At 39.2% G+C, this 21,381-nt stretch carries 17 protein-coding genes; all 17 read right to left on the reverse strand.

The window, feature by feature from the left end; genetic code table 11:
- Nucleotide 1: 1 nt before the first annotated feature.
- A complete protein-coding gene (locus WC848_03690; protein ID MFA5961755.1) occupies nucleotides 2-1,654 on the reverse strand; it encodes a hypothetical protein in 1,653 nt (550 codons plus the stop codon).
- Nucleotides 1,644-3,779, reverse strand: a complete 2,136-nt coding sequence (locus WC848_03695) for a hypothetical protein (protein MFA5961756.1) — start codon at nucleotides 3,777-3,779, stop codon at nucleotides 1,644-1,646. The genes WC848_03690 and WC848_03695 overlap by 11 nt, the downstream gene beginning before the upstream one ends.
- Nucleotides 3,780-3,933: 154 nt before the next feature.
- On the reverse strand, nucleotides 3,934-6,327 hold the full coding sequence (locus tag WC848_03700) for a hypothetical protein (GenBank protein ID MFA5961757.1): 2,394 nt from the start codon (nucleotides 6,325-6,327) through the stop codon (nucleotides 3,934-3,936).
- 280 nt (nucleotides 6,328-6,607) lie between these two features.
- Nucleotides 6,608-7,321: a methyltransferase domain-containing protein gene (locus tag WC848_03705; GenBank protein ID MFA5961758.1), complete on the reverse strand. Its 714-nt coding sequence runs from the start codon at nucleotides 7,319-7,321 to the stop codon at nucleotides 6,608-6,610.
- A gap of 11 nt (nucleotides 7,322-7,332) precedes the next feature.
- On the reverse strand, nucleotides 7,333-8,007 hold the full coding sequence (locus tag WC848_03710; GenBank protein ID MFA5961759.1) for a class I SAM-dependent methyltransferase: 675 nt from the start codon (nucleotides 8,005-8,007) through the stop codon (nucleotides 7,333-7,335).
- Between the two features lie 8 nt (nucleotides 8,008-8,015).
- A complete protein-coding gene (locus WC848_03715; protein ID MFA5961760.1) occupies nucleotides 8,016-9,044 on the reverse strand; it encodes a glycosyltransferase family 2 protein in 1,029 nt (342 codons plus the stop codon).
- On the reverse strand, nucleotides 9,034-10,191 hold the full coding sequence (locus WC848_03720; protein MFA5961761.1) for a glycosyltransferase: 1,158 nt from the start codon (nucleotides 10,189-10,191) through the stop codon (nucleotides 9,034-9,036). Before WC848_03720 ends, WC848_03715 begins: the two co-directional genes overlap by 11 nt.
- Nucleotides 10,192-10,195: 4 nt before the next feature.
- Nucleotides 10,196-11,173, reverse strand: a complete 978-nt coding sequence (locus tag WC848_03725) for a GDP-mannose 4,6-dehydratase (protein MFA5961762.1) — start codon at nucleotides 11,171-11,173, stop codon at nucleotides 10,196-10,198.
- Nucleotides 11,174-11,219: 46 nt separating this feature from the next.
- Nucleotides 11,220-12,119 carry a glycosyltransferase family 2 protein gene (locus tag WC848_03730; GenBank protein ID MFA5961763.1) on the reverse strand — a complete coding sequence of 300 codons (900 nt, stop codon included), beginning with the start codon at nucleotides 12,117-12,119 and terminating at the stop codon, nucleotides 11,220-11,222.
- An 11-nt stretch (nucleotides 12,120-12,130) separates the two neighbouring features.
- The gene (locus tag WC848_03735) at nucleotides 12,131-13,543 is read right to left on the reverse strand and encodes an ATP-binding protein (GenBank protein MFA5961764.1); all 1,413 of its coding nucleotides are present in this window, start codon (nucleotides 13,541-13,543) and stop codon (nucleotides 12,131-12,133) included.
- Between the two features lie 25 nt (nucleotides 13,544-13,568).
- Nucleotides 13,569-14,570, reverse strand: a complete 1,002-nt coding sequence (galE, locus tag WC848_03740) for a UDP-glucose 4-epimerase GalE (GenBank protein ID MFA5961765.1) — start codon at nucleotides 14,568-14,570, stop codon at nucleotides 13,569-13,571.
- A gap of 28 nt (nucleotides 14,571-14,598) precedes the next feature.
- A complete protein-coding gene (locus WC848_03745) occupies nucleotides 14,599-15,444 on the reverse strand; it encodes a glycosyltransferase family 2 protein (protein MFA5961766.1) in 846 nt (281 codons plus the stop codon).
- Nucleotides 15,441-16,613, reverse strand: a complete 1,173-nt coding sequence (locus WC848_03750; GenBank protein MFA5961767.1) for a glycosyltransferase — start codon at nucleotides 16,611-16,613, stop codon at nucleotides 15,441-15,443. The genes WC848_03745 and WC848_03750 overlap by 4 nt, the downstream gene beginning before the upstream one ends.
- 108 nt (nucleotides 16,614-16,721) lie before the next feature.
- Complete coding sequence (locus WC848_03755; protein MFA5961768.1) at nucleotides 16,722-17,471, reverse strand: class I SAM-dependent methyltransferase; 750 nt, start codon at nucleotides 17,469-17,471, stop codon at nucleotides 16,722-16,724.
- Entirely contained in the window at nucleotides 17,449-18,609 is a 1,161-nt protein-coding gene (locus WC848_03760; GenBank protein ID MFA5961769.1) for a glycosyltransferase family 4 protein, read from the reverse strand. The genes WC848_03755 and WC848_03760 overlap by 23 nt, the downstream gene beginning before the upstream one ends.
- Before the next feature lie 12 nt (nucleotides 18,610-18,621).
- Nucleotides 18,622-20,466, reverse strand: coding sequence for an asparagine synthase (glutamine-hydrolyzing) (gene asnB, locus WC848_03765; protein MFA5961770.1), 1,845 nt, complete (start codon nucleotides 20,464-20,466; stop codon nucleotides 18,622-18,624).
- A complete protein-coding gene (locus WC848_03770; protein MFA5961771.1) occupies nucleotides 20,467-21,381 on the reverse strand; it encodes a glycosyltransferase family 2 protein in 915 nt (304 codons plus the stop codon). It lies immediately after the preceding gene.

Below are 21,381 nucleotides of genomic sequence, written 5' to 3' on the forward strand. Positions count from 1 at the left end.
ATTATTTTAATTTCAATTCAGCCGTTATTTTCAAATTCTTAAGCGCAAAAGACTTGCCCTTGCTCGTGTCGCTCGGATCATAGGTAATTTTGAAATAAACCGTGCGCGCCTCTTTTGTGGGAACAATATCCGCATCAAACACTTGTACTGATTCTTCCGTTACAACTGGAACTGTATTATCAGCGACAGCTAAAGAATCTTGCGCTTCTGAAGTATCACTGCTGGAACCATCAACGCTTTCGCCGTTATCAGCTTCAATAGCAGTCGTCGCCAACTCAGAACCAGCCGAAAAGGGCAAATCGACCCAGTCATTTTGATCAAAAGAATAACTCACCTTGACCTTTTTCCAGCCGGCTTTCACTTGCGAAGCGGAAAAATTCAATTTACTGATCGGGTAAAGCATATTTACGGCGTAGCTAAAACTAGCATTATCTTTGGCGGGAGCATAAATAATTTTGTCGCTTTCGCTAAATTCCGTCCCGGCGGACGCCCCAGACAAATCGAACAAATCAACAAATTTCCCTTCGGTCGCATAAGAATACCGGCCGCTGCCCTTGCCCAAATCTTCAATCTTGGCGCCATTGAAAATTTTCATTCCGCCTTCCTGCAACAACTGCGCGCCATAAATTTTGAAATATAAATCACCATCGATCGGGTACATCTCCTTTCCCTTTTTCACTACAGCGATTCCCGCAGAATATTTATCCTCCTTGCTTCCCTTGAGTTCCAAATAATTCTGTTTGCTGACATCGACTTTCGAATTGTCCAGACTGATGAGATAATATTGGTTTTTTTCCAGCATCCCGAACAAGGGAAAAAGAAAAGTGCCGTCAGCTTGGCGATATTTCTCGATGCTACTAAAAGAAAAGGCCGTATCGACAATAACAGCCCCGTCATAGGAAACACTTTCACCGTCATAGTTCACTTTGCGCAAACTCAATGTGTATTGCCGGCTGCCCGAATTGAGATTTTTGTTTATATCAATCTTAAGACTCACGGCGGAAATCACCGAGTCTTTCGCCTGAAAAACTTGCCCTAAAATTGTTTTGCTATCTTTCAGCCAAGGAAAAGCATAATCAGAATCCGTCTGGCTGGCGGTAACTGCCTCCAAATTCGTTTCGCCCACCAGCGTCTTTTTCATCGCTACCAATTCTGCCTGGCTGGTCGCATTGAGCTTGGTGATGCCGACGGCTTTGATGAAAATATTTCCCGCTGAATTGGGGTCCTTTTTTTGAAACAATAGACTGTCAAAGCCATCCGACAAATAGAAAAATACTTCTTGCGGTTGGAATTTGTCAGAAGGAACGAGATTCAGCTCGGCAATCTGACTTTCCTTCTCGGTATAAGTATTTAGATCCATCAGCACCGGCATCGCTGAATCGCTTTTTTCCAAAAAAGTCACGCGATAATAGCCAGAGGGCTGATCTTTAAATATATCATCGACATAATAGTAACCGTTATCCTTTGTCAGTTGCGGTTTTTCCGCCACGGTGCTCAAACATTTCCCCGAAGCGCAAGCTTCAGTCGTTTTTTTATGATTAGCATAAAGCGCCTGATTAATCACAAACACCAACCCCAAAAAAGCCACCACCAAAAAAATGCGCTTATTTATCTTAAGAATATTAATTAATTTTTTCCCAAAATTATTTTGCATTTTCTTTTTTTTGAACAATATTACTATTATGCCTCTTTTCTTTCCAAAAAACAAGCGTCAGTAGCGAAAAAAAGATTGCCCCAAGCGAGATGATTCCGCCCAAGTATAGATAACTTTGCGGGCGATAATATAGGCTCAGTGCTGTACGACCATCATTATCCTTAGCGCAAGCATCAGCTATCTCGCGCGGGTAAATGAGGAATGCATTTAGCCCGGCATCAGTCATCTTGTGATTTTCCACCGGCAAGATCGCTTTTTTTCCCAGCAGCGCATACCAAGGAGTATTGCCACAAACTACCTGCCAATCCGGGTGATATTTTTCCGCAAAATTGACCCGGACCGGACCGTCAAAATTTTTGAGCCTAAAATCCCAGTGCGCCGAATTTTCCAGGGAATAGTCCACCGGCGCAAAAGTAATCTCGCGATGGATCGTCTCTGGCTCGTCTGTCAGATAAATCCGCGGACGCGCCGTCTCGTTTTCAAAAATCGTTTTTTCTCCAAGCCCCAAGTCCAGCTTTTTCCATTCAGGATTAGCGACAAGATTTTTCACCATATAAAAATTTGCTTGATCACTCACGAGATAGCGCACCGCGGACTGTGAAAGCAAGCGCGTGGCAAAATTTTCCGAGAAAAACAATTGATTTTTTTCGTTTCCGCTCGGCTCGCCACCCTGTGCGTCAGCATAGTCCTTAATTTTTTTCCAAAAGTCCCTCCGTGTTTCAATCTCGTTGATCTTAGGACGATAGCTGGAAAAACTCGCCCACATAGAATCGCTCGGATTCCACAGCGTCCGAAAAGATCCGGTTTGCAAGAAAGTATAGTCACGAATTTTCACCTCATCGCCAGCCATTTTTTGTGGAGTGAAGATCGTAAACATCTCGCCGGTCAAGATCGGTCTTACATTCAAGAGAAAAACAAGGCTTGCTCCGAAAAAGACAAAATATTTCAGGAATTTTTTTTGAGCAAAATTTTCAAAAAGATAACTGACAAAAGCGCCGATCAAAATCGCATAGGCCAGGGCGATGGCGAAATAGAACTTGCTCGCTTCGCGAAAGGCATTGAAACCGGGAAAATGCTGATGCAACCAAACATAGGCGCTTTTTAGTGGCAAGGCGTCTTGTTTAGAAAGAAACACAGCCACCAACGCGACAAAAAACCAAAAAACAATTTTCTTGTTTTTGCGTTGCCAATACGCTCCGAGCAATGCCATTAGCGGAATCAGCCAAAAATAAATTGGGATTTTTTGCGTATCAAACCATTTCGGCTCTCCGCCATTCCAAAAAGGATGAAACAGCGTCAACGCTTCTCCCAGATCCAGCGAGTAATTATTCCCCACCAGACCACGCGCCAAAATATCATTACCTGCCAATGATCCCGTCACTGCCGTGGGCATGAGCCAGAAAAGGTTAAGGAGCAAAATCAAGCTAAAAAAGAGTGCCAGCGCCAAAAAATTTTGGCGGAAAAACAGCTTCTTTCTTTCTCTCCCTTTTTGCATAAATAAAAACCAAAACGGCACCGCCAGAATGATAAAAAACAAAATATAAAAAACCCGAAAATCATGCCCGCCAACCACGACACAAACCAACGCTGACGCGATCAGATTTTTCCATCTTCCTGTATCAAAATAACGCCAAAAGAAAAACATCGCCAATGGCGCAAACGTTCCGGCGAGCGTCAAGGAAAAATGCCCCTGGGTGTTTATTGCCAGATAATAGGTATTGCACGAAAAAACCAGCGCCGCCACAAACGCCCCGAACTTGTTTTGCAAAACCTGCTTGGCAAAGAGATAGCTGCATAGCGGAGTGAGAAAGGCGAACGGCCAAAAAATCACAAACTTATCTGCCACATTAGAATCAAGACCGAATGCACCAAAAAAGGCCGGAAAAATTTTCCATGCCCACATCCAAATAAACAAATTCGACCCGCCCAAACTGATTTGCGAATCCCAAGCCGAGTAATGTAAAAAATCGCGCGAACTTTCCGAAAACCAAAACCAATAATCGGCATGGGAAAAAATGCCAAACGACAGCCATTGGTGATAGACAACAGCAGAAATCAAAAGCAAGACCCAGATCGGCCAATGTATTCTCCCCCAAGTTTTAATTTTTTCGAAGTATTTTTGCATTTTTTGATTTCTACAGTAAGCCTCCCAACTTTCCTATTATACCAAGACATCCCTAAGCTGTCACTTTTTGCGCTAAATGCACAATATTGAGATTATAAAAAATAGTTTCGTATTTTTTCTCTTAGTGTCATTATACTGATATAATAACACTAAACTATTTTTGGGTCAAATTTTTTCGCTTTCGCCAATCATAACCCAGATAAACAATACACCCAAGCAACGTCGACAAAGATATTGCCAGCCCGACATAGAAAAGTCGCTGTGGCCAAAACTCCACTACCATTTCAAAGTCGTAGGATCCGTCAGCGTTTTTAATGCATTTAACATTGCCATTGTCACAAATCTGATTCGTATCAATTACCCAAGAATTGGCATAGCCGTTGGCGGTGAGATGATTGGCATTGTTCTCAATCGGACGCCGAAACCAGGTCTCAAAAATATTACCATCGGGCAGATTATCATTCTGAATTGTCCCCTGAAAATTCTTGGACACAAAATCAATATTATATTTTTCAACATAATCCGTCTGCTCTTCGCCGTCCACCCATTTCTTATGCTCAATCGCTTTCTCCCGCATATCCCCCAATGTAGTCACATAACCCTGATCAATATAACTTTGCATCTCATCAACATTAGCCTGATCATCCCCGTTCCCATCTAGGATTTTATAATTCCCCAGCGTGTCATTCCCGCGAAGGCGGGAATCTAGTCTTTGTCCTGGCGAAGCCAAATAGCCCTTCCATCCCTCATTAAACGATTCCGAAAACACCAACGGAAAAACTCCCGACGCACCGTGCACTCGCACTCGATATTTGGTTGGATTGATTTTTTTGAATTCCAATGTTGGCATCATCACCCCACCCTCATCTGCGCAAGGAGCAACCGCATTAGCCTCTTGAATTTTTTTCAACAGGTCTTCTTTTCCAGCGTTCTGTCCAGCCAGAAACACGGCTGAACGAGTTTGCCACTCCAGACCAGAAAGAATATTAGGAAGACTTTCTAGCGGACGGCCAGAAACGAGAGAATTTCGTGGAGTATAAAGATGCGGAAGAAATTGATCTTTTTTTAACTCATAAATCGACAGTTTTCCAATTTCAGTTTTATTCGTTAGAAAACTACTCTCATCCGCTCCAGTCAAAATAGCGTCTTGCCCGATAAAATTCACATCCGTTTTTTTCTTTTCCAGAAAATCGACACCCAGATCACTCCTGGCCACCAAAAACCCCACGCTCCGTGTATTTTCATAATTCAAAAATCGTTTGTCATCCGCAATTAAATAATTTTGCAACTGCTTGTTTAGTTTATCATTATAACTTTCGTCATAGCTAGCGTTATTAAAAAACATTTCCCGAGGAATAAAATAACTAAGTGGCTCTGGCATATCATAATTCTGATTGGACCACTCAAATGTCTGATACCAACTCACAATAGGCATTATCTGTGCTTTACTGTCAATTTTCTTTTTTGAAATATACTCATTGATCTGATAATAGTAACCAGGGATCTCGAATGGTCTATACAGAGGAAAAAGAAAAAAATACGGAATAAACTTAGCTAAAACGAGAATTGCAATGAAAGCAGAAAAAAATATTTTGTATTTTTTTCCCTTCAAAAAATCCAAAATATTTATAGACGAATAAGAAACAAAGACAATAAGAATTGGCAGAATCAAGCGATTGAATTTAAAATAGTCCCTAAAAAGCTTGAAACCTGGAACATGATTCCAAAAGATGCCAAAAATTCCCATAGGATTGTTTGGCCCCAATGAAAAAGTAAAAAAAACAACATACAAAATCCATAAAACAATCAGCTGAATTTTTCTTTTTTGATTCTGGTCATTCTTAATAAAATAAATACTGAAAATTGCAAGCAAAACAAAAATGAAGGAAGCGCCCCTATCGAAAGAAGTGAATACCGCCGGATAAAACTTACCCGCATGATCACCGGTTGTTGAGAAAATAAAATCCAGAGAAGGTCTATTTAAATAGGTAGTAACATAGTTCAACACACTATCCGTGCTCGCACTATTTTCTGAATATTTAGCATAGTTAGATTTTTCAGTAAGTGCTGAATAGGCATTATTAAAAATCCAGTAGCTATTTAGAGCCAAAAATATAGCTGAAACTATTATAATATTTTTTAAAGTTAGCCAAATTTTTATTTTTTCTTTTACCGAAATATTTTTAATAAAAATCTCCACTAGTGAAAAAGAAAAGATAAAAATAATTGACAATAACATCGAATGAAAATCAATTGGAGCGAACAAGAGCACGGCGAGCAACAAAAACAAATAAAATTTATTTTTGGGACTATTCTTGAATCTTAAAAAATAATACACAGACATCACTAAAAAGAGTGTCCCCCAAATAATTGTCAGGTTGGAAATGAGCCAAGTCCTCACCATCTCATTGGCAATTACAAAAAAAGAAATTGTAGCGATGAGCCAACAATAGGAAGTTTTTTGCAAACCAAGAACTTCAATTACTATTTTATAAGAAAAATAGATTATAGCGCAGAACGCCAATACTGCAGAAAATATACTTGTCATTGGAAATCCTGATAATTCGAAAATAACCTTTAACAAATTTGGAAATAATGAGGGAAAGAACACGCCTTGATTATCATTAAAACCTTCACTCCAAGAAAACAGGCTATGATGTAAGCTCTGGAGACTATTTATGCTAAATTGCGTATCTGAATTGCCAAATATGAAATGGTTTTGATAATTGACAAAAAACAATCCCCCCATGAGGATGATAAAAAATAGCTTTATTTTCAGATCTTTTCTAAAAAAACTTAACCCCATAATAGAAAATCAAAGTTTTGATTTATTTTCTTATCTTAAAAGTCATAAAATGACTATGCGTTTTATCTATATTTCCAAACCAAGCTGGGAAAGGAAAATACCCAGCACCTGCAATATCCTCAACCCTGAAATCGTATGCCTCAAGATACTCCTTCAGCCCACGTATATTATAAATTCTAATATGCCCCCAATAATCTATCAACTTCATTTCAGCATGTAAAGAAAAAGGATTTCCTATGCCAGATTTTTTTTTCGAAAAATTAGTCAAAGAAAATATTTGCCACCCCATCAAACTAGAAAAAACATTGCACCAACTGCTTGCATTTTCAGTACTTATTATCGCATACCCTCCTGGCTTTAAAATTCTATAAATTTCCGAGAGAAAGTTGTCTGAATTTGTTAAATGCTCAATAACTTGATTCGCATGAACTACATCGAAATAATTCGATTGCAAATCAAAGGCTCCGTTTAAGTCAAACTTATATACACAAACTCCCCGCTCCTCAGCTAACTTTGCTTTTTTATCAGCTATTTCAACTCCGGATATATCATTAGTTTTAATTTTTTTGGCAATTATTAGAGTTATGTTACCATCATCACAACCAAGATCGACAAACCTAGCTTCACTATTTAATTCGGCTAATTTTATTATATTTTTAAAATTAAAGCTTACAGCTTTTTCAAACATCTTCTCTGCCGTGCTCTTGAAACGCCCAATTATTTCTTGAAATATCATACAATAATTACTTAATTTAATTTTTTAACATTTATCAACTCAAATGCCACCCGAGGAAAATAATAAACGAAGATTTGACTGAAACTAGCACCAAAAAACCAAAATGGTTTTGGCCAAAATCTTATTGAAGTCATAAGATCATCCCCCATTGTGTCACCCTGGACCTCTTGGCGTAAAAATTTCAAACCCGCCAAACCATGACTGTGATATCCGAGTTTTTTCATCTTATCATAATCCCAACCAGATAGATGCATCTGTAATGGATTGTTGTCTACGGCCTTTTGCGCAACAAATCCATTCGGTGAAGAAACTATCACTTTTTTCCTTGCCCATTTTTCAGTTTTTTTCAAAATTTCCATTCCCACCTTTTCGGGTAAGTGCTCCAACACCTCAATCATAATCACTGCATCAAAGCTGTTTTCTGGGAACTCCAAGTCTTCAATTTTTTTATCCAAATACTCACTATGAATATTTTTCTTTTTTGATTTCTCCAGATAAGGAGCAAACGCTTCCACGCCAACACTACGCGTTATGTTTTTGCAATATTGTAGCGGGGAATCCGGTCCGCAACCAAGATCCAAAACTGTTTCACAATCTTCCAACTCCTTCTGTAAATTATAAACCAGGGTATGCAAGACCCTAGAAATAATTTTATTATGGTATAATTTTTGAATAATTTTTTTCATGCATCTTTCTAATTGTTAAACTGGATACTTTTTAGCTGGTCAGCTATTATATTCAATTTATACCAATCAACCAACGGAATCAAAATAAACCTTGGAGTAAGCACTGTCCCCAGCACGAAAAACCAAAATTTCAAATCAAGCACATTTTTTCTTCGCTCTCTTAATAAGATCTTTATTTCTCGCAAAAGTACGCCGGGCTTAGCATAATTTTTCAATTGAACTAGCCCCATAAAATTGGTCAAAATATGCTCCTCTCCCCACTTTCTTTGCTTTTCATATTCTTTTCCGGCAAACACCGTTCGATACATTTTGAGCCACGATTCGGTCGGAGAAAGATCATAAATCGAAGAAACCGATCTGGTTTGACTGTCCATTATTCCAATTGCAACGGTATACTCCTTGAGAAATACACATTTATGTTTTCGCAGAATTCCCGCAAAAGGATAGATATGCGCCGGAAAACATTCATCATTAAAAGGTACTTCTAGTAATTCTCTGCGATAAGCCAACCCCGAGAGCTGACCAACTGATTCAAAAATTTTCATAAACTCCTTTTTGCCATCAAAAATCGAAATGACTTTAGTTTTATTTTCATCATATGGCAAAACCGCTCGCACCGGTTTTTTGATGTCTTTTTCAAACCAAAAATAAGGCCTCGTTACGACACCAATGTTCTCATCCAGGAGAAAGGCGTCATGCGTTTTTCGTAAAGCATCTTTGGCTAGTATATCATCTTGCGCCATCAAAAACAAGATGTCGTTTTGTGCCCGCGAAACAATATTTTGCAGATTAACCGCATAGCCAAGATTCTTTTCGTTTTTATAATATTTAATTCTTGAATCATTGAAAGAATCGATTACTTTTTTAGTTTTCTCAATCTCCTTTTTCGGCTCCGGCGGATTATCGTCGCCAATAATAATTTCAAAATTATCAAAATTCTCTTGCTCCAAGACACTCCGAAGCATAATCCCAATCAAATGAGAGCTTTTATACACAGGGACACAGATGCTAAAACTGAAAGATTTATTATTCGACATTTTCTTGCAATATTCTCAAATGATTAAGAGCGATCGCATTCCAATCATATTTTTTCACAAAATTGCTAGCCTCAACAGCAATCTCACTTCGTTTATTCTCATTATCAAGCATTTCAAGAACTTTTAGAGAAAATAGTTCTACGTCATTTTCTTCCAGTTGTAAAGAAAAATTTTCAAAAATTTCCTGATACACTGACAGATTCCAGGAAATCACAGGCACACCACAAGCCATCGCTTCTGCCACTGCGATACCGAAACCTTCTTCATGGCTGGGAAATAGAAAAATGCGACTGCGCTTGATGATAGAAAACGATTCATCATTCTCCAGAAAACCCAACAGCTCAATATTTTCCCCCAACCCGGCGTCGGCTATTTTCCGTTTCATCTTTTCATTAATCTCGCTACTCCCACCCCCCATAATCGCCAACCGCACCTTTGGTTTTTTTTCGACAACTTTTTTCCAGATATCAACCAAATCAAAAATTCCCTTGCTGGGATTCAATCGAGCCAAAAATGTTGCGTCATATTTTTTCGTATTTTCGCCAATTTTGAGATTTTGAAAATATTCAACATTGATTCCCGGAGTATTAACCGCAAATTTATCCGCGTTAAGTCCAAAACGCACCAATCCATCTTTAATTTGATAATTTATATTTATTATTTTATCGGCGCGTCTGCAAAGCATAAAGGAAAATTTCTGACAATACTGGGCGAAAAAATTTCGCATCTTATTTCCTGGCCGTTTTCTCCAATCAGGATATATATGAAAAATGCATTGAAACCACACCGTCTTTGGATATAGGAGTTTATACAGAAAAGCAGGAATAACATCCGGAAAAAAATCCGATCCTACATAGAGTATATCAATGTTTTTTTTAAAAACAATACTGCTGGCATAAATCGTCCTCAATACATAGTTAAATGGTAGCCAGAGCTTATCAAAAAAATGCAAAGACAGGCCAAATTTTATATTTTTGACATCACTCTCGATGGATTTTTTTCCATCAATATTTGTAATACAATAGACCTGAGCGAATTCTTCTCTAACCCGTTTAAATATCTGAATCATCATTTGATCGCCCCCGCTCATCCCTCGGCCATTATTCCAAAACGCATTTAAAAGAAGAATGATGTTTTTTTTCTTCATCTAATTATTTCTTAGTTAATCTTTCCATATCGGCCTCCATCATCATCTTAACCAATTCCTCAAATTTCACTTGCGGCTTCCAGCCAAGTTTTTTTCTGGCCTTATCCGATTTCCCTTGCAGAGTGAAAAGCTCCGCCGGTCTTTTGAATCTTGGATCTAGCTTGACATATTTTTTCCAATCCTTAATTCCTACATGCTCAAAGGCAATATCCAAAAAATCACGGATTGAATGGGTTTCTCCGGTAGAAACAATATAGTTGTCCGGTTTTTCTTGTTGCAGCATTAGCCACATCGCCTCAACATAATCACCAGCAAAACCCCAGTCCCGTTTACTATCCAAATTTCCCAGTCTGATTTCGTTGGCCAGACCTAGTTTTATTCGTGCGACACCATCCGTTATTTTCCGAGTCACAAACTCAATCCCTCGGATCGGCGATTCGTGATTGAATAAAATTCCATTAGCGCAAAACATCCCGTAACTTTCTTTGAAGTTTATCGCCATCCAATAGGCATATAGTTTCGCAATCGCATAAGGACTGCGCGGATGAAAAGGCGTTTCCTCTGTTTGGATTCCCTCTTCGTGACTGTTGCCGAACATCTCACTTGTTGACGCTTGATAAAATTTAGCGTTTGGAGCAAAGTTTTTAATTGCGTTTAGGAGATATAGAACACCTAATGCGTTTATTTCCGTAGTCAATCTCGCTTGATCCCAAGAAGCACCCACAAAGGATTGAGCGGCTAAATTATACACTTCGTTGGGATTGACGTTTTTTATAATATTAGTCAAAGAATTTTCATCAGTCATGTCACCGGAAACATATTCAATTTTTTCAGTGATTCCCAAATAATCTAAATTGGAAAAATTTGGATTAGTATAGCGTCGAATAAGCCCATAGACTTTATACTCTTTTTCCAAGAGTAACTTTGCCAGATATGGTCCGTCTTGGCCGATGATTCCTGTGATTAGTGCTGTTTTTTTCATATTATCATGTATTGTCTATTATTATACCACCCTACTAAAAATTCACCTAAGTCTTCCCGCTAAAAAAATACCTCCACCCATCCCAAAAACCTCTCCAATAAATTTTCATCAACTCCGGCCGGCCGGATTTTAGCATCAGGAAAGAATAAGCCAAAGGCCAAAACCAGGAGAAAACCAGCATAAACACCAGTTTATGATACCAGGCGCCATAGCGCAAAATGATAATGATTCGGTTGCGCATCAGATAATACGCCTTGTCATTATTGAACTGCCCGACCAGCGTCCTTGTTCCGTGCAGATCTTTTTGGGCAATGTTGTGATAGGTTTTCGCCTCAGGGATCATCCCGCACTTGAAACCGAATTTTCTAGCATTGAACGCAAAGTCCGGTTCCGTATAATCATTTTTCAGTTTTTCATCAAAATAGCCGGCCGTTTCAAAAACGGTTCTGCGCACCAAAAAAACATTCGGCACACCATCGCTGTCAAAAACTTTTTGGGGAGGATTATTTTTTCTGCCAAAAGTCATTCCGGTAAAAAAGTTAATTTCCTGAAAATCCAAATAGTTTTCTTTGTTGTGCCACCAATACATCGCCGGCCCCACAATGCCATATTCCGGATTATTTTCCGCAAAATCAAAAAGTGTTTGAAACATTTTCACGTCTAAAATATTATCATCATCGACAAACACGACATATTTCCCTTGTGTCGCTCGCGCGCCGATATTTCTTGATTTCACCACCAAACAGTTCTGCGGATTGTGGATGATTTGACTGTTTACAACCGACAAATCCTCCGCCACTATTTCTTCCGTCCCGTCACTAGAATTGTCATCCACCACAATCAACTCCCAAGCAATACCCGAAAAATCCGCTTTTTTGATGGAAGCGACGCATGCCAAAAGTTGCTCCTTTCTATTGTAAGTTGTAATAATAATTGATACATCCATAATAGCAAATCCTAAATTTTAGCCACCTCCCAATGCCCACCTTTGTCCGGACCGATGCGACGGATAGCCCCGGATTCTTTCAGTTTGGCGATATTTTTCTCCACTGCGCGAGATGAAATTCCCAGTTTTTCAGCCAGTTCATTTGCGCTTATCTCGTTTTGTTCTCGAATAATATTCAATATTTTCTCCGAACTTTTCTCCGAACTTTTCTCCGAACTTTTCTCCGAACTTTTCTCCACAATTTTCTGGGTAGTTTTCTCCAAACTTTTTCGCCTTGTTTCTTCAAATTCCTTACTTAAAATCGTAAAGCAAAAACCTCCAGAAGCCTCTTCGATAAAAGGTTCTGGCAAGCCATAGTCTTTGATTTGCTCGATAGCACGTTTAACTCCGCTTCCATACCGTTCAATCAGCCCGGCATCGCGAAAAATTTCCGCCACTAGCTTGTTGCGCGGTTTTGATTTTCGTCTTCCGGTTTTTACATCATCCAAAGTTAAATCAAACGGTAGCCAGCCACTATTCCAAAGTTCGAGCTTGTCGAAATAAACTCGGAACTGAGAATGGGTTCCTTCTTGATAGTCTCTGTGAATTATCGCATTGATTACTATCTCTCGAATAGCGTCAATAGGATATTGCCATCGTTCTTCCCGCTGAGGATTGCCCGTAATAATGAATTCTTTCAGAATGTATGTTTTTATGAATTCCATCACTTCATCCACTTCGCTGATCAGATCCTGTCTGATTATCCTGTCTTTCTTGATTGTGATATCGTCCTGAAATAGACCTATCTGGATATCGGTTTGCCGGGAAGGGACTTTCGCAAACAATAGCAAGCTGGCATTGGTCGGATATTCGTTACTATTTTCTTCCACTATTAAGGAATATTTGCGCAAAAAGCTAAAAGCATCACCCAAGTCAATCCCTAAATTTTTTTCGATCATACTCTTGATTTTCTCAATTTTTTCGGAGTCCAAATCATCCAGACTTTTTTCTTTGTTAGGATAAAAATCCCAACTGGAATTTTTTGTTCGCAAATACATCTCCGATATTTCCTGCAAAGTCAAAAGATGATTGCCATTATTCTTTCGCTGATAGAACCTTCCTTTGAAAGACACGGGTTTCAAGGGAAATTCAGCCACCTCAAAGACAACGACTATTTTATTGTCAATTACCTGCTTTTCAATCTCAACGCTCAAAAATGGTTGCGTTTTACTTCTAATTTCGCTAGCCCAACGCCCGATACTCTCCCGATTCAATTCCGTACCCTTGATTTTTTTATCATCAGACACGCCGACAATCACCACCCCGCCTTTACTATTAGCGAAAGCAACCAAACTGATAATCACCTCGTCAGAAAAAGACAACTTTAATTCAACATTGGCATTTTCTCCGCCTGCTATTATCTTTTTTATGCTAATTTCATTCATAAGTTACAATATGACTGTCCCTAATTTATCGCCGATATCCTTCCGGATACCCCGCATACCATTTGCGCAAACTTTCCACGCTTGCGACAAGACTTTTTTTCGGTTTCCACTTCAAGACTCGCATCGCTTTTTTGGGGTTAGCATAAATTTTGGCATATTCCCCTTTTCTGGCCGCCGCTTTTTTTCTTTCCAGTTTCAGACCGAAAATCTTTTCCACTTCACTGACAATTTCTTTCACTGAGTAGCCTTTGCCATTGCCCAAATTGAACACATCGCTTTTTCCGCCTTTTTCCAAATACTTCCAAGCGGAAAAATGCGCTTGAGCCAGATCTTCCACGTCAATATAATCGCGGATCGGCGTGCCATCTGGCGTTTTTACCTTGGCGCAAGTGAAGGCGAACGGTTCGATGCCCAGCGCTCCGCGCACGGCGTTTTGCATCAAAAGCTGAGACGGTTTTTTGCTGTCGCCGATCACTCCATCGCTCGAAGCTCCGCAAACATTGAAATAGCGTAAAATTACAAAACGAAAAGCATGCACCTTGCTGTACCAAGCAAGCATCTTTTCTGTCATTAATTTTGACTCACCATAAGGATTGGTTGGATTTTGCGGATGTTTTTCATCCACTGGAAGATAATTTGTCTCGCCATAAGTCGCGCAAGTGGAAGAAAAGATCAGTTTTTTCACTTTTGCTTTGCGCATTGCTTCAAACAAGTTAAAACTACCCAGAACATTATTTTCAAAATACAGTTCGGGTTGCTCCATTGATTCGTTAACCAGACAGAGCGCCGCGAAATGGATAACGGCATCAAGCTTATGCTGTTTAAACACCTTTTCAATGTCAGCCGGCTGGCGCAAATCACCGCGTACAAAATCCAGCTTACCGATTTTTTTGAGAATTTCCAACGGTTCCCGAAATCCGCGCCCTAAACTATCAAATACCACCACCTCATAGCCTTGTTCCAAAAAAAATTTCACGGCATGACTACCGATATACCCCGCCCCGCCAGTAATTAATATTTTTGTCATATTATTAATTTTAGCACATCCCATCCAATTAATGCACCAGATAATACATTTTTAGCATCACACGAAAAAACCAATTGACCTGCTCCGCCACAAAATCATTCGGCAACGTCAGGATGGCGGTTTGCGTATCCTCCGCCTTTTTGATCGTTTCAATTTCGGCCGGAGAAAACTGAGCCGGAAATTTTAATAGCAAATTTTTCATGTTATTACTATTATTTTTCACCTCACGCGTCCAATAGGATTTTCCATCTACGCGGTGAAAATACTTCGTGCCTTTTACTATGCTAAATTCATACCCAGCTAGAAAAGCTTTGTAACCAAAAGACCAGGATTCAAGAGCGCCAAATTCCGTTTCATAGCCACCAACTTTTTCAAAAACCGCCCGGCGAAAAAGATAGTTTCCGTCCACGACCGGATGAAAGGAAGTTTTGCGCAGGTCGCCAAAGACCATCTTGTCTTTCAGAAATAACCAGTGTTTATAGATCAGATCCAGTCCCAAAAAGTCATAGAAAAAACAGATATTTTGAAAAGTGATTAAGTTGTCCTTTTCTGTCACAGCAGATAACAGTTGGTAGAAAGATTTTTTGTCCAAGTAGTTATCCGAGTCGATGAGAAAAAACCAATCGGCCGTAGCTAATTTGGCACATTCATTGCGCGTAAATCCCCCACCGCGATTTTCCGAATTCTTGCCAATCCTGACATTTTGCGGATATTTTTGAGCATACGCTTTTAGAAGATTATAAGTACCGTCTTTCGAACCGTCATCCACCATACAAATTTCAAACTCCGGAAGTTTCAGATCGATTATTGAATTGACAGTGTCGTCAAGTGTTTTTTCACAGTTATAGCACGGGATAATAAAAGAAATTTTCATTGTTGATTAATAAGTCTAATTAAATTTTCCTCAAAAATATCCTCCCAATCAAATTCCTTAGCATATGCGATTGCATTTTTGCGATACTCTTGCAAAGTTTTTTCATCTTTGAGAAGCGCAATTATTTTCTCCGCGATTTCCTCCTTGTCTTGACTAATCACAAATCCGCAACGCCTTTTCTCAATTTCCCTGGCATTGTGCGCCACGTCAGAGAGCAAAATTGGTAGCCCGCCCGCCAGATAAGCTTTGACCTTTCCCGGATCAGAAAAATTGGTAAAACTCAAGGCGCCACTTTCGTCATATTTTTCGTACAGCGCCACGGCCGCCGCACATTTGGAAAGCATTTTTTCCACCTCGCTATGCTTTTCCACGTAACCCACAAACTCCACGTTCTTTCCTATATCCAATTTTTTAGTTTGCTTTTTTAATGCTTCCAGATAGCTTCCATCGCCGATTACTAAAAACTGAAAATCGGGCAACTGTCCGATTACGGCAGGCACTGCCCTCAAGGCATACTGCACTCCCTGCTTTTCCAAAATATGCCCCATAAACACCAGGGTGTGTTTTTCAATTTGAGAAAAATCCAGACGCGGAAAACGGGAAAACCAAATGCCGATCGGAACGGTGATTTGATTGCCACCGGAAAAGCCGAAATATTCTTTTCGCGCCTGCGCCATCCGCGGAGAGAGATTCCACGTTTCATCAGCATGCCGCACACAAAACTGATCCAGTTTATGATAGAAATAATTGAGAATTTTAATATCAAATCTTTTGGGATTATAATCTATCACGTAGTAGATCACTTTTTTGGTTTTGCCGAAAAAGCGCAAAACTATGCCGGAAAAAGCATTGAGATTATCGCAACCGATAAACAGATCGCTCTTGGGCATTTTTTGCCAGGTCCAAAAAATATTCAGCGCGATGTCGATTGAATAGACCAACAGGGCGAAATTCTTTTTGATCTTACGATACTTTTCTTCTTTTAACTCCCCCTTTTCATAAACCTCATATCCAGAACCGGACAATTTTTCATCCCAAAAAAGCGGATGCCCGATAAACAAAAGCTTGCCGACACTATTATTCAGCAAATATTCCCGCAAATCCTGCGCCGGACCGGTCGCATAGACATGCGTGGCAATGACAATATTTTTAGCTTTCAGTTCTAGCATTATTTTCACGACTTACGCATTTGCCCAAGTCAGCCATATTTTCTCTCTTACTATTTTAACATAACATATCGCAACGTGCCAAAAATTTCAAAATTAGCGTTTCGATTATTATTTTTTACTTATCGCAAGCAAAACCGGACGATTTTTTCGCGGTGTCGCGCCTTGCGAGATAAAAAAAACATACCAAACCAGATCGACCAGCTTAGTGATCAGGGGCAATATGATTTTTTTCAGCAGTTTTCCCATAAACCGCTTATCATCAGGCGCATAAGCCACCAATTCCTCAATCGCAATATTTTTCGCCTCAAATCCGGACAAAAGCAAAACTTCCCGCATTGATTCGGGAGTATAGAGAATTTCGTGGGTGATGTCCGTATAGCGATCATGCATTCCTCCGATAGCATTATTGCCATTGGGAATATTGACGATCAACTTTCCGCCGGCTTTGAGCGCATCTTTCAAAATACTCAAGAACGGCACTATCTGTTTTTTTTCAATATGCTCCACCACATGATAGATAGTGATCACATCAAAAAAATCCGCCCTATCTTTCAGATACTCTTCGGCAGAAATTTTTTCTACCACAAAACCTTGCTTTTCGCAAAAAGCCACGCACTCAGGAGAGATGTCGATCCCCTTGATATTTCGATAGCCCAGCTTGGAAAAAGTATGCAGATTTTGCCCCAATCCGCAACCGATGTCCAGAAACCGGCTTTCCTTATTTTCAGGCAAAGCTGCGCCAATATACTTTTTGTTCCAAAAATAGAGCCGTTCATACTCTTCGTCGATGTTATTTTCCCGCTCCGAAGAAGAATAGATCAGTGACATATAGTTTTCAAATATTTCTTTTTTCGGCATATTGTTCCGCGATTAAATTTAGATACTGCCTGGCAATCTTTTTCGGCTCAACGCATCTGCTGAGTTGCTCTCTCTGCTCACCTGTTTTTATTTTGGCATTTTCATAGTTTTGCATAATGGATTCTATTTTTTCCATAAACTCATTTTCATTATTCTGTTCGATAACAATATTGTCATAATCCGGAAATGTTTTCAGATACTGCGACACTCCGCAATTCCTCGTCACGATCGTCGGCACATTCAAAAAAATCGCCTCTACGGCCGTATAGAGGAAGGCTTCAAATTGGGAGGGTAAGACGACTATTTTTGCGTTTCTGATGATTGCTGAACGCCTCGCCTTCTCTCCAGTGTAGCCAAAAAAAATCACTTGACTATTCCCGCGAAAATAGCTGGCTAGTTTCTCAAGATCAGCTCCTAAGATAACAAAATACATGTAGGGGTAGGTGGCTAATATTTTTGCTATTATTCTTTTCAAAACCTCACCGCCTTTCTTTTTCTGCACGCTTCCATAGAAAAGAAAATACTCCTTGCCTCGAAGATTCTCCGGAAAATCCTCATCACCAAGCTCAACATTTTCCAATGCGGCAGGAAGTGGAGCGATATTCATTTTGGAAAAATCAATGTTCCACAGAAAAAAAGAATAAACACCCATAAGCGAAGAACTGGTTAGAATCACCCGGGCTCTTTTAACAATGAACTTCTCAAAAAAATTCAGAACGGAGCGAAAAATGAAATATTTCAGACCGCGCCTTCTTTCCAAGGCATACACTTCATGACTCGTCCCATGCAACCGCGCGAGATAGTGATACTTTTTTCCCAAGAGCATTTTAGCTAAGATACAATAACCGCCAAAAACTTCATCTTCAATAACATCGTAATTTTGATAATTTTTTAAAAGCCAGCGAGAAGTGGCCCAATGAACGCCTAGCAGATTTTTCCGATTAGCTTTCACCCTAATCACTTCCACTCCGTCTTCCATCCCTCTCTTGTTTTTTTCAAAAGAAACCGCCAACACAGAAACACAGATTGATGGATCGCAACTTTTAATCGCTCTCGCCATCTCGTACACATATGTTCCGATGCCCCCCGCTCCGGTTTCTGGCGGATATTCAGGGGAGATAAATAATATGCTTTTCATAAAAAACATAATTTAGCCTAAAAAATACTTCTTATGCCAATAATTAAAATTAAACACTCGCAAAAGCTTAAAGCGATGATCGGCTTTGCCGTTCATATGTTCGGTGTGCATCAATTTCACATATTCCAGATCAAAAAATCCGTTATCGTGAAATAAATACTCCTGAAATAAATCTTTCAATTCGTTTCGAATCCACTTGTCCAATGGTACACCAAAACCGCTTTTTTTCCTATAGATCAGGTCTTTGTCGAAATATTTGCTCGCCAATTTCTTTAAAACATACTTTTGCTCGCCGTTTCTGATTTTCCAATTTCCCGAAAGCGAAAAAGCAAATTCCGCCAAATCCTTATCCAAAAGTGGATTGCGCATCTCAAGCGCTGTCGCCATTGTCGCCCGATCTCCTTTCACAAGATACCAATCAGGCAATTGAATTTTGCAATCAAGAAATAAGCTTTTATTGATTGCGTCTTTTTGTCCAAAAGTATTTTCATATTTTCGCGCTTCTGCAAAAATTGACTTCAAGCTTATCGGTTTTTTCAATAATTTTTCCGCTTCTTCCGGCAGAAAACTGCCACTGCCAAAAATAAACTGCCTTTGGGAAAAATCTAACCCAAAACTGTCAAGTAATTTGTGATAAGGATTATTTTTAGGGGTTATTTTTTTTCCGATACTCGCCAAAAAACTCAAATAGCGATTATTTTCAATAAACTCTTGCGCTTTGTATTTTGAATACCCCCCAAAAAGCTCATCTCCGCCGTCGCCACTTAAAACTACTGTGATTTTATCTTTGGCAAATTTGGAAACAAAATAGAGTGGAATAATTGCCGCGTCTGCCATTGGCTCGTCCAAATAATCCAAAATTTCCAAAAAATTTTCCCGCACGAGCTGGTCTTCAAAGTAGCAAAGATTATAGTTTATGCCAAGTTTTGACGCCACCCGCTGAGCATACTCCGATTCGTCCGCTTCCTTGGAATTTTTGTAGCACACCGTGAAAGAATTCACTTGCGGAGAAAAATCGGAAAGATATTTCGTGATTAGACTGCTATCCACTCCCCCGCTTAGAAAAACGCCAAGTGGCACATCTGACATTAGTCTTTTTTCGACTGATTTTTTGATCAAATCCTCTGTTTTGGCCAGTACCTCGTTTTCTGAATAATTATTATTTATTTTAATTTCTTCCAGCTTCCAAAAATCGTACTTATTAATTATTTTCCATTTTTTCAGATCAAACTGAAAAGTAGTTGCCGGTTCCAGTTTTTTTATTTTATCTAAAATACTATTAGGCGAAGGAATGTAACCATAAAACAGATATTTTGCCAAAGACAACTCGTCGATCTTTAATTTTTGTTTAATTTCGGGATTTTTAATGATGGCCTTTAGCTCAGATGCGAAGCAAAAAATTTCTTCGTCTAAATAGTAATACAACGGTTTTTTGCCGAAATGATCGCGCGCTAGTGTCAAGAGATTATTTTTCCGATCATAAATAGCAAACGCAAACATCCCCTCAATTTTTTCCACAATTTTTTGCCCAAATTCCTCATAGCCATGAATCAAAATTTCCGTGTCCGATTTGCTTTTCCATTGGTAACTTGTTCCTAATTCTTTTTTGATAGTTTGGTAATTATAGATTTCGCCATTGAAAATTATAGCGACACTTCCATCTTCATTAAACATCGGTTGTCTTCCTGCCTGCGAAAGATCGATGATGGAAAGCCGTCTTTGCCCTAAGGCAAGATTATTAATAAAAAAATCACCCGATTGGTCGGGGCCTCTTTTTTTGAGCGTTTCAAGCATTTCCAAAAACAACTCTCGATTTACCGGAGTGCTTCTATTTAGTTGTCCTAAAATTCCACACATCTATTTTTTTAATGAATTCACCAGCCTTCCGGTAAAAAAATACCTTATTCCATCAAAAAAACCGTCCCAGTATAACCCCACCAAATCAAATCGTTTTTCTCTTAGCATAAACAACGAATAAATCAATGGCCAAACCCAAGAAAAAAATAACAAATAACCGGTTTTTTGAAACAAATTGCCATGTCTAACAATAATCACAGTTCTGTTTCTCATGAGACAATACGCTTTTTGCTTGAACTTGCCTCCTAGGGCGCGCGCGGTTTTATTATCTGCCAGAGTAACATTGTGATATATTTTTGCTTTTTTTAACATTCCGCATTTATAGCCATATCTTCCCGCCCTAAAAGCAAAATCTGACTCGGCAAAGGTTTGAATCAACTCTTCGTCAAAAAGACCACAATTCTCAAAGACCTCTCTCTTGATAAGAAAAGCATTTGGAACGCCATCACTCTCACAAACGGCATGATTTGTTTCGTCAATCATACCGGATGTTTTTCCGGTAAATAGATTAATTTTTTGAAAATCCAAATATTTCTGTTTTGTCTTAAGATAATACATCGTCGGACCCACTATTCCATATACACTATTCGTTAAAGCAAAATCAAAAAGCACCCGAATCATCTCACGATCCAAAATATTGTCATCATCAATGAACAAGATAAATCTGCCGGATGATTTCTCATACCCCATATTTCTCGCTCTCGCTGTCATTTGCTGAACACTATTGTGGATAATTTTTCCATTGGCAACTTCCAGATCCGCAAGTTCGAATTTCTCAGTGCCATCATTTGAATTATCATCAACTACGATGATTTCCCATGTCCCAATATCATGCTGGGAAGCATTGATCGATTTAATACAGCTCAATAATTCGCTTTTCCTATTTCTAGTTGTTATAATGATAGATAAATCCAT

The organism is Parcubacteria group bacterium (genome assembly GCA_041659505.1).
GTDB lineage: Bacteria > Patescibacteriota > Minisyncoccia > Moranbacterales > UBA2206 > UBA9630.

Coding starts and splice junctions, on each gene's coding strand:
- WC848_03745 (MFA5961766.1), bottom strand. CDS start 15,444: ATGAAAATTTCTTTTATTATCCCGTGCTATAACTGTGAAAAAACACTT.
- WC848_03710 (MFA5961759.1), bottom strand. CDS start 8,007: ATGAAAAAAATTATTCAAAAATTATACCATAATAAAATTATTTCTAGG.
- asnB (MFA5961770.1), bottom strand. CDS start 20,466: ATGTGTGGAATTTTAGGACAACTAAATAGAAGCACTCCGGTAAATCGA.
- WC848_03735 (MFA5961764.1), bottom strand. CDS start 13,543: ATGAATGAAATTAGCATAAAAAAGATAATAGCAGGCGGAGAAAATGCC.
- WC848_03750 (MFA5961767.1), bottom strand. CDS start 16,613: ATGCTAGAACTGAAAGCTAAAAATATTGTCATTGCCACGCATGTCTAT.
- WC848_03695 (MFA5961756.1), bottom strand. CDS start 3,779: ATGCAAAAATACTTCGAAAAAATTAAAACTTGGGGGAGAATACATTGG.
- WC848_03715 (MFA5961760.1), bottom strand. CDS start 9,044: ATGTCGAATAATAAATCTTTCAGTTTTAGCATCTGTGTCCCTGTGTAT.
- WC848_03760 (MFA5961769.1), bottom strand. CDS start 18,609: ATGAAAAGCATATTATTTATCTCCCCTGAATATCCGCCAGAAACCGGA.
- WC848_03725 (MFA5961762.1), bottom strand. CDS start 11,173: ATGAAAAAAACAGCACTAATCACAGGAATCATCGGCCAAGACGGACCA.
- WC848_03690 (MFA5961755.1), bottom strand. CDS start 1,654: ATGCAAAATAATTTTGGGAAAAAATTAATTAATATTCTTAAGATAAAT.
- WC848_03730 (MFA5961763.1), bottom strand. CDS start 12,119: ATGGATGTATCAATTATTATTACAACTTACAATAGAAAGGAGCAACTT.
- WC848_03705 (MFA5961758.1), bottom strand. CDS start 7,321: ATGATATTTCAAGAAATAATTGGGCGTTTCAAGAGCACGGCAGAGAAG.
- WC848_03720 (MFA5961761.1), bottom strand. CDS start 10,191: ATGAAGAAAAAAAACATCATTCTTCTTTTAAATGCGTTTTGGAATAAT.
- WC848_03770 (MFA5961771.1), bottom strand. CDS start 21,381: ATGGATTTATCTATCATTATAACAACTAGAAATAGGAAAAGCGAATTA.
- WC848_03755 (MFA5961768.1), bottom strand. CDS start 17,471: ATGCCGAAAAAAGAAATATTTGAAAACTATATGTCACTGATCTATTCT.
- galE (MFA5961765.1), bottom strand. CDS start 14,570: ATGACAAAAATATTAATTACTGGCGGGGCGGGGTATATCGGTAGTCAT.
- WC848_03700 (MFA5961757.1), bottom strand. CDS start 6,327: ATGACAAGTATATTTTCTGCAGTATTGGCGTTCTGCGCTATAATCTAT.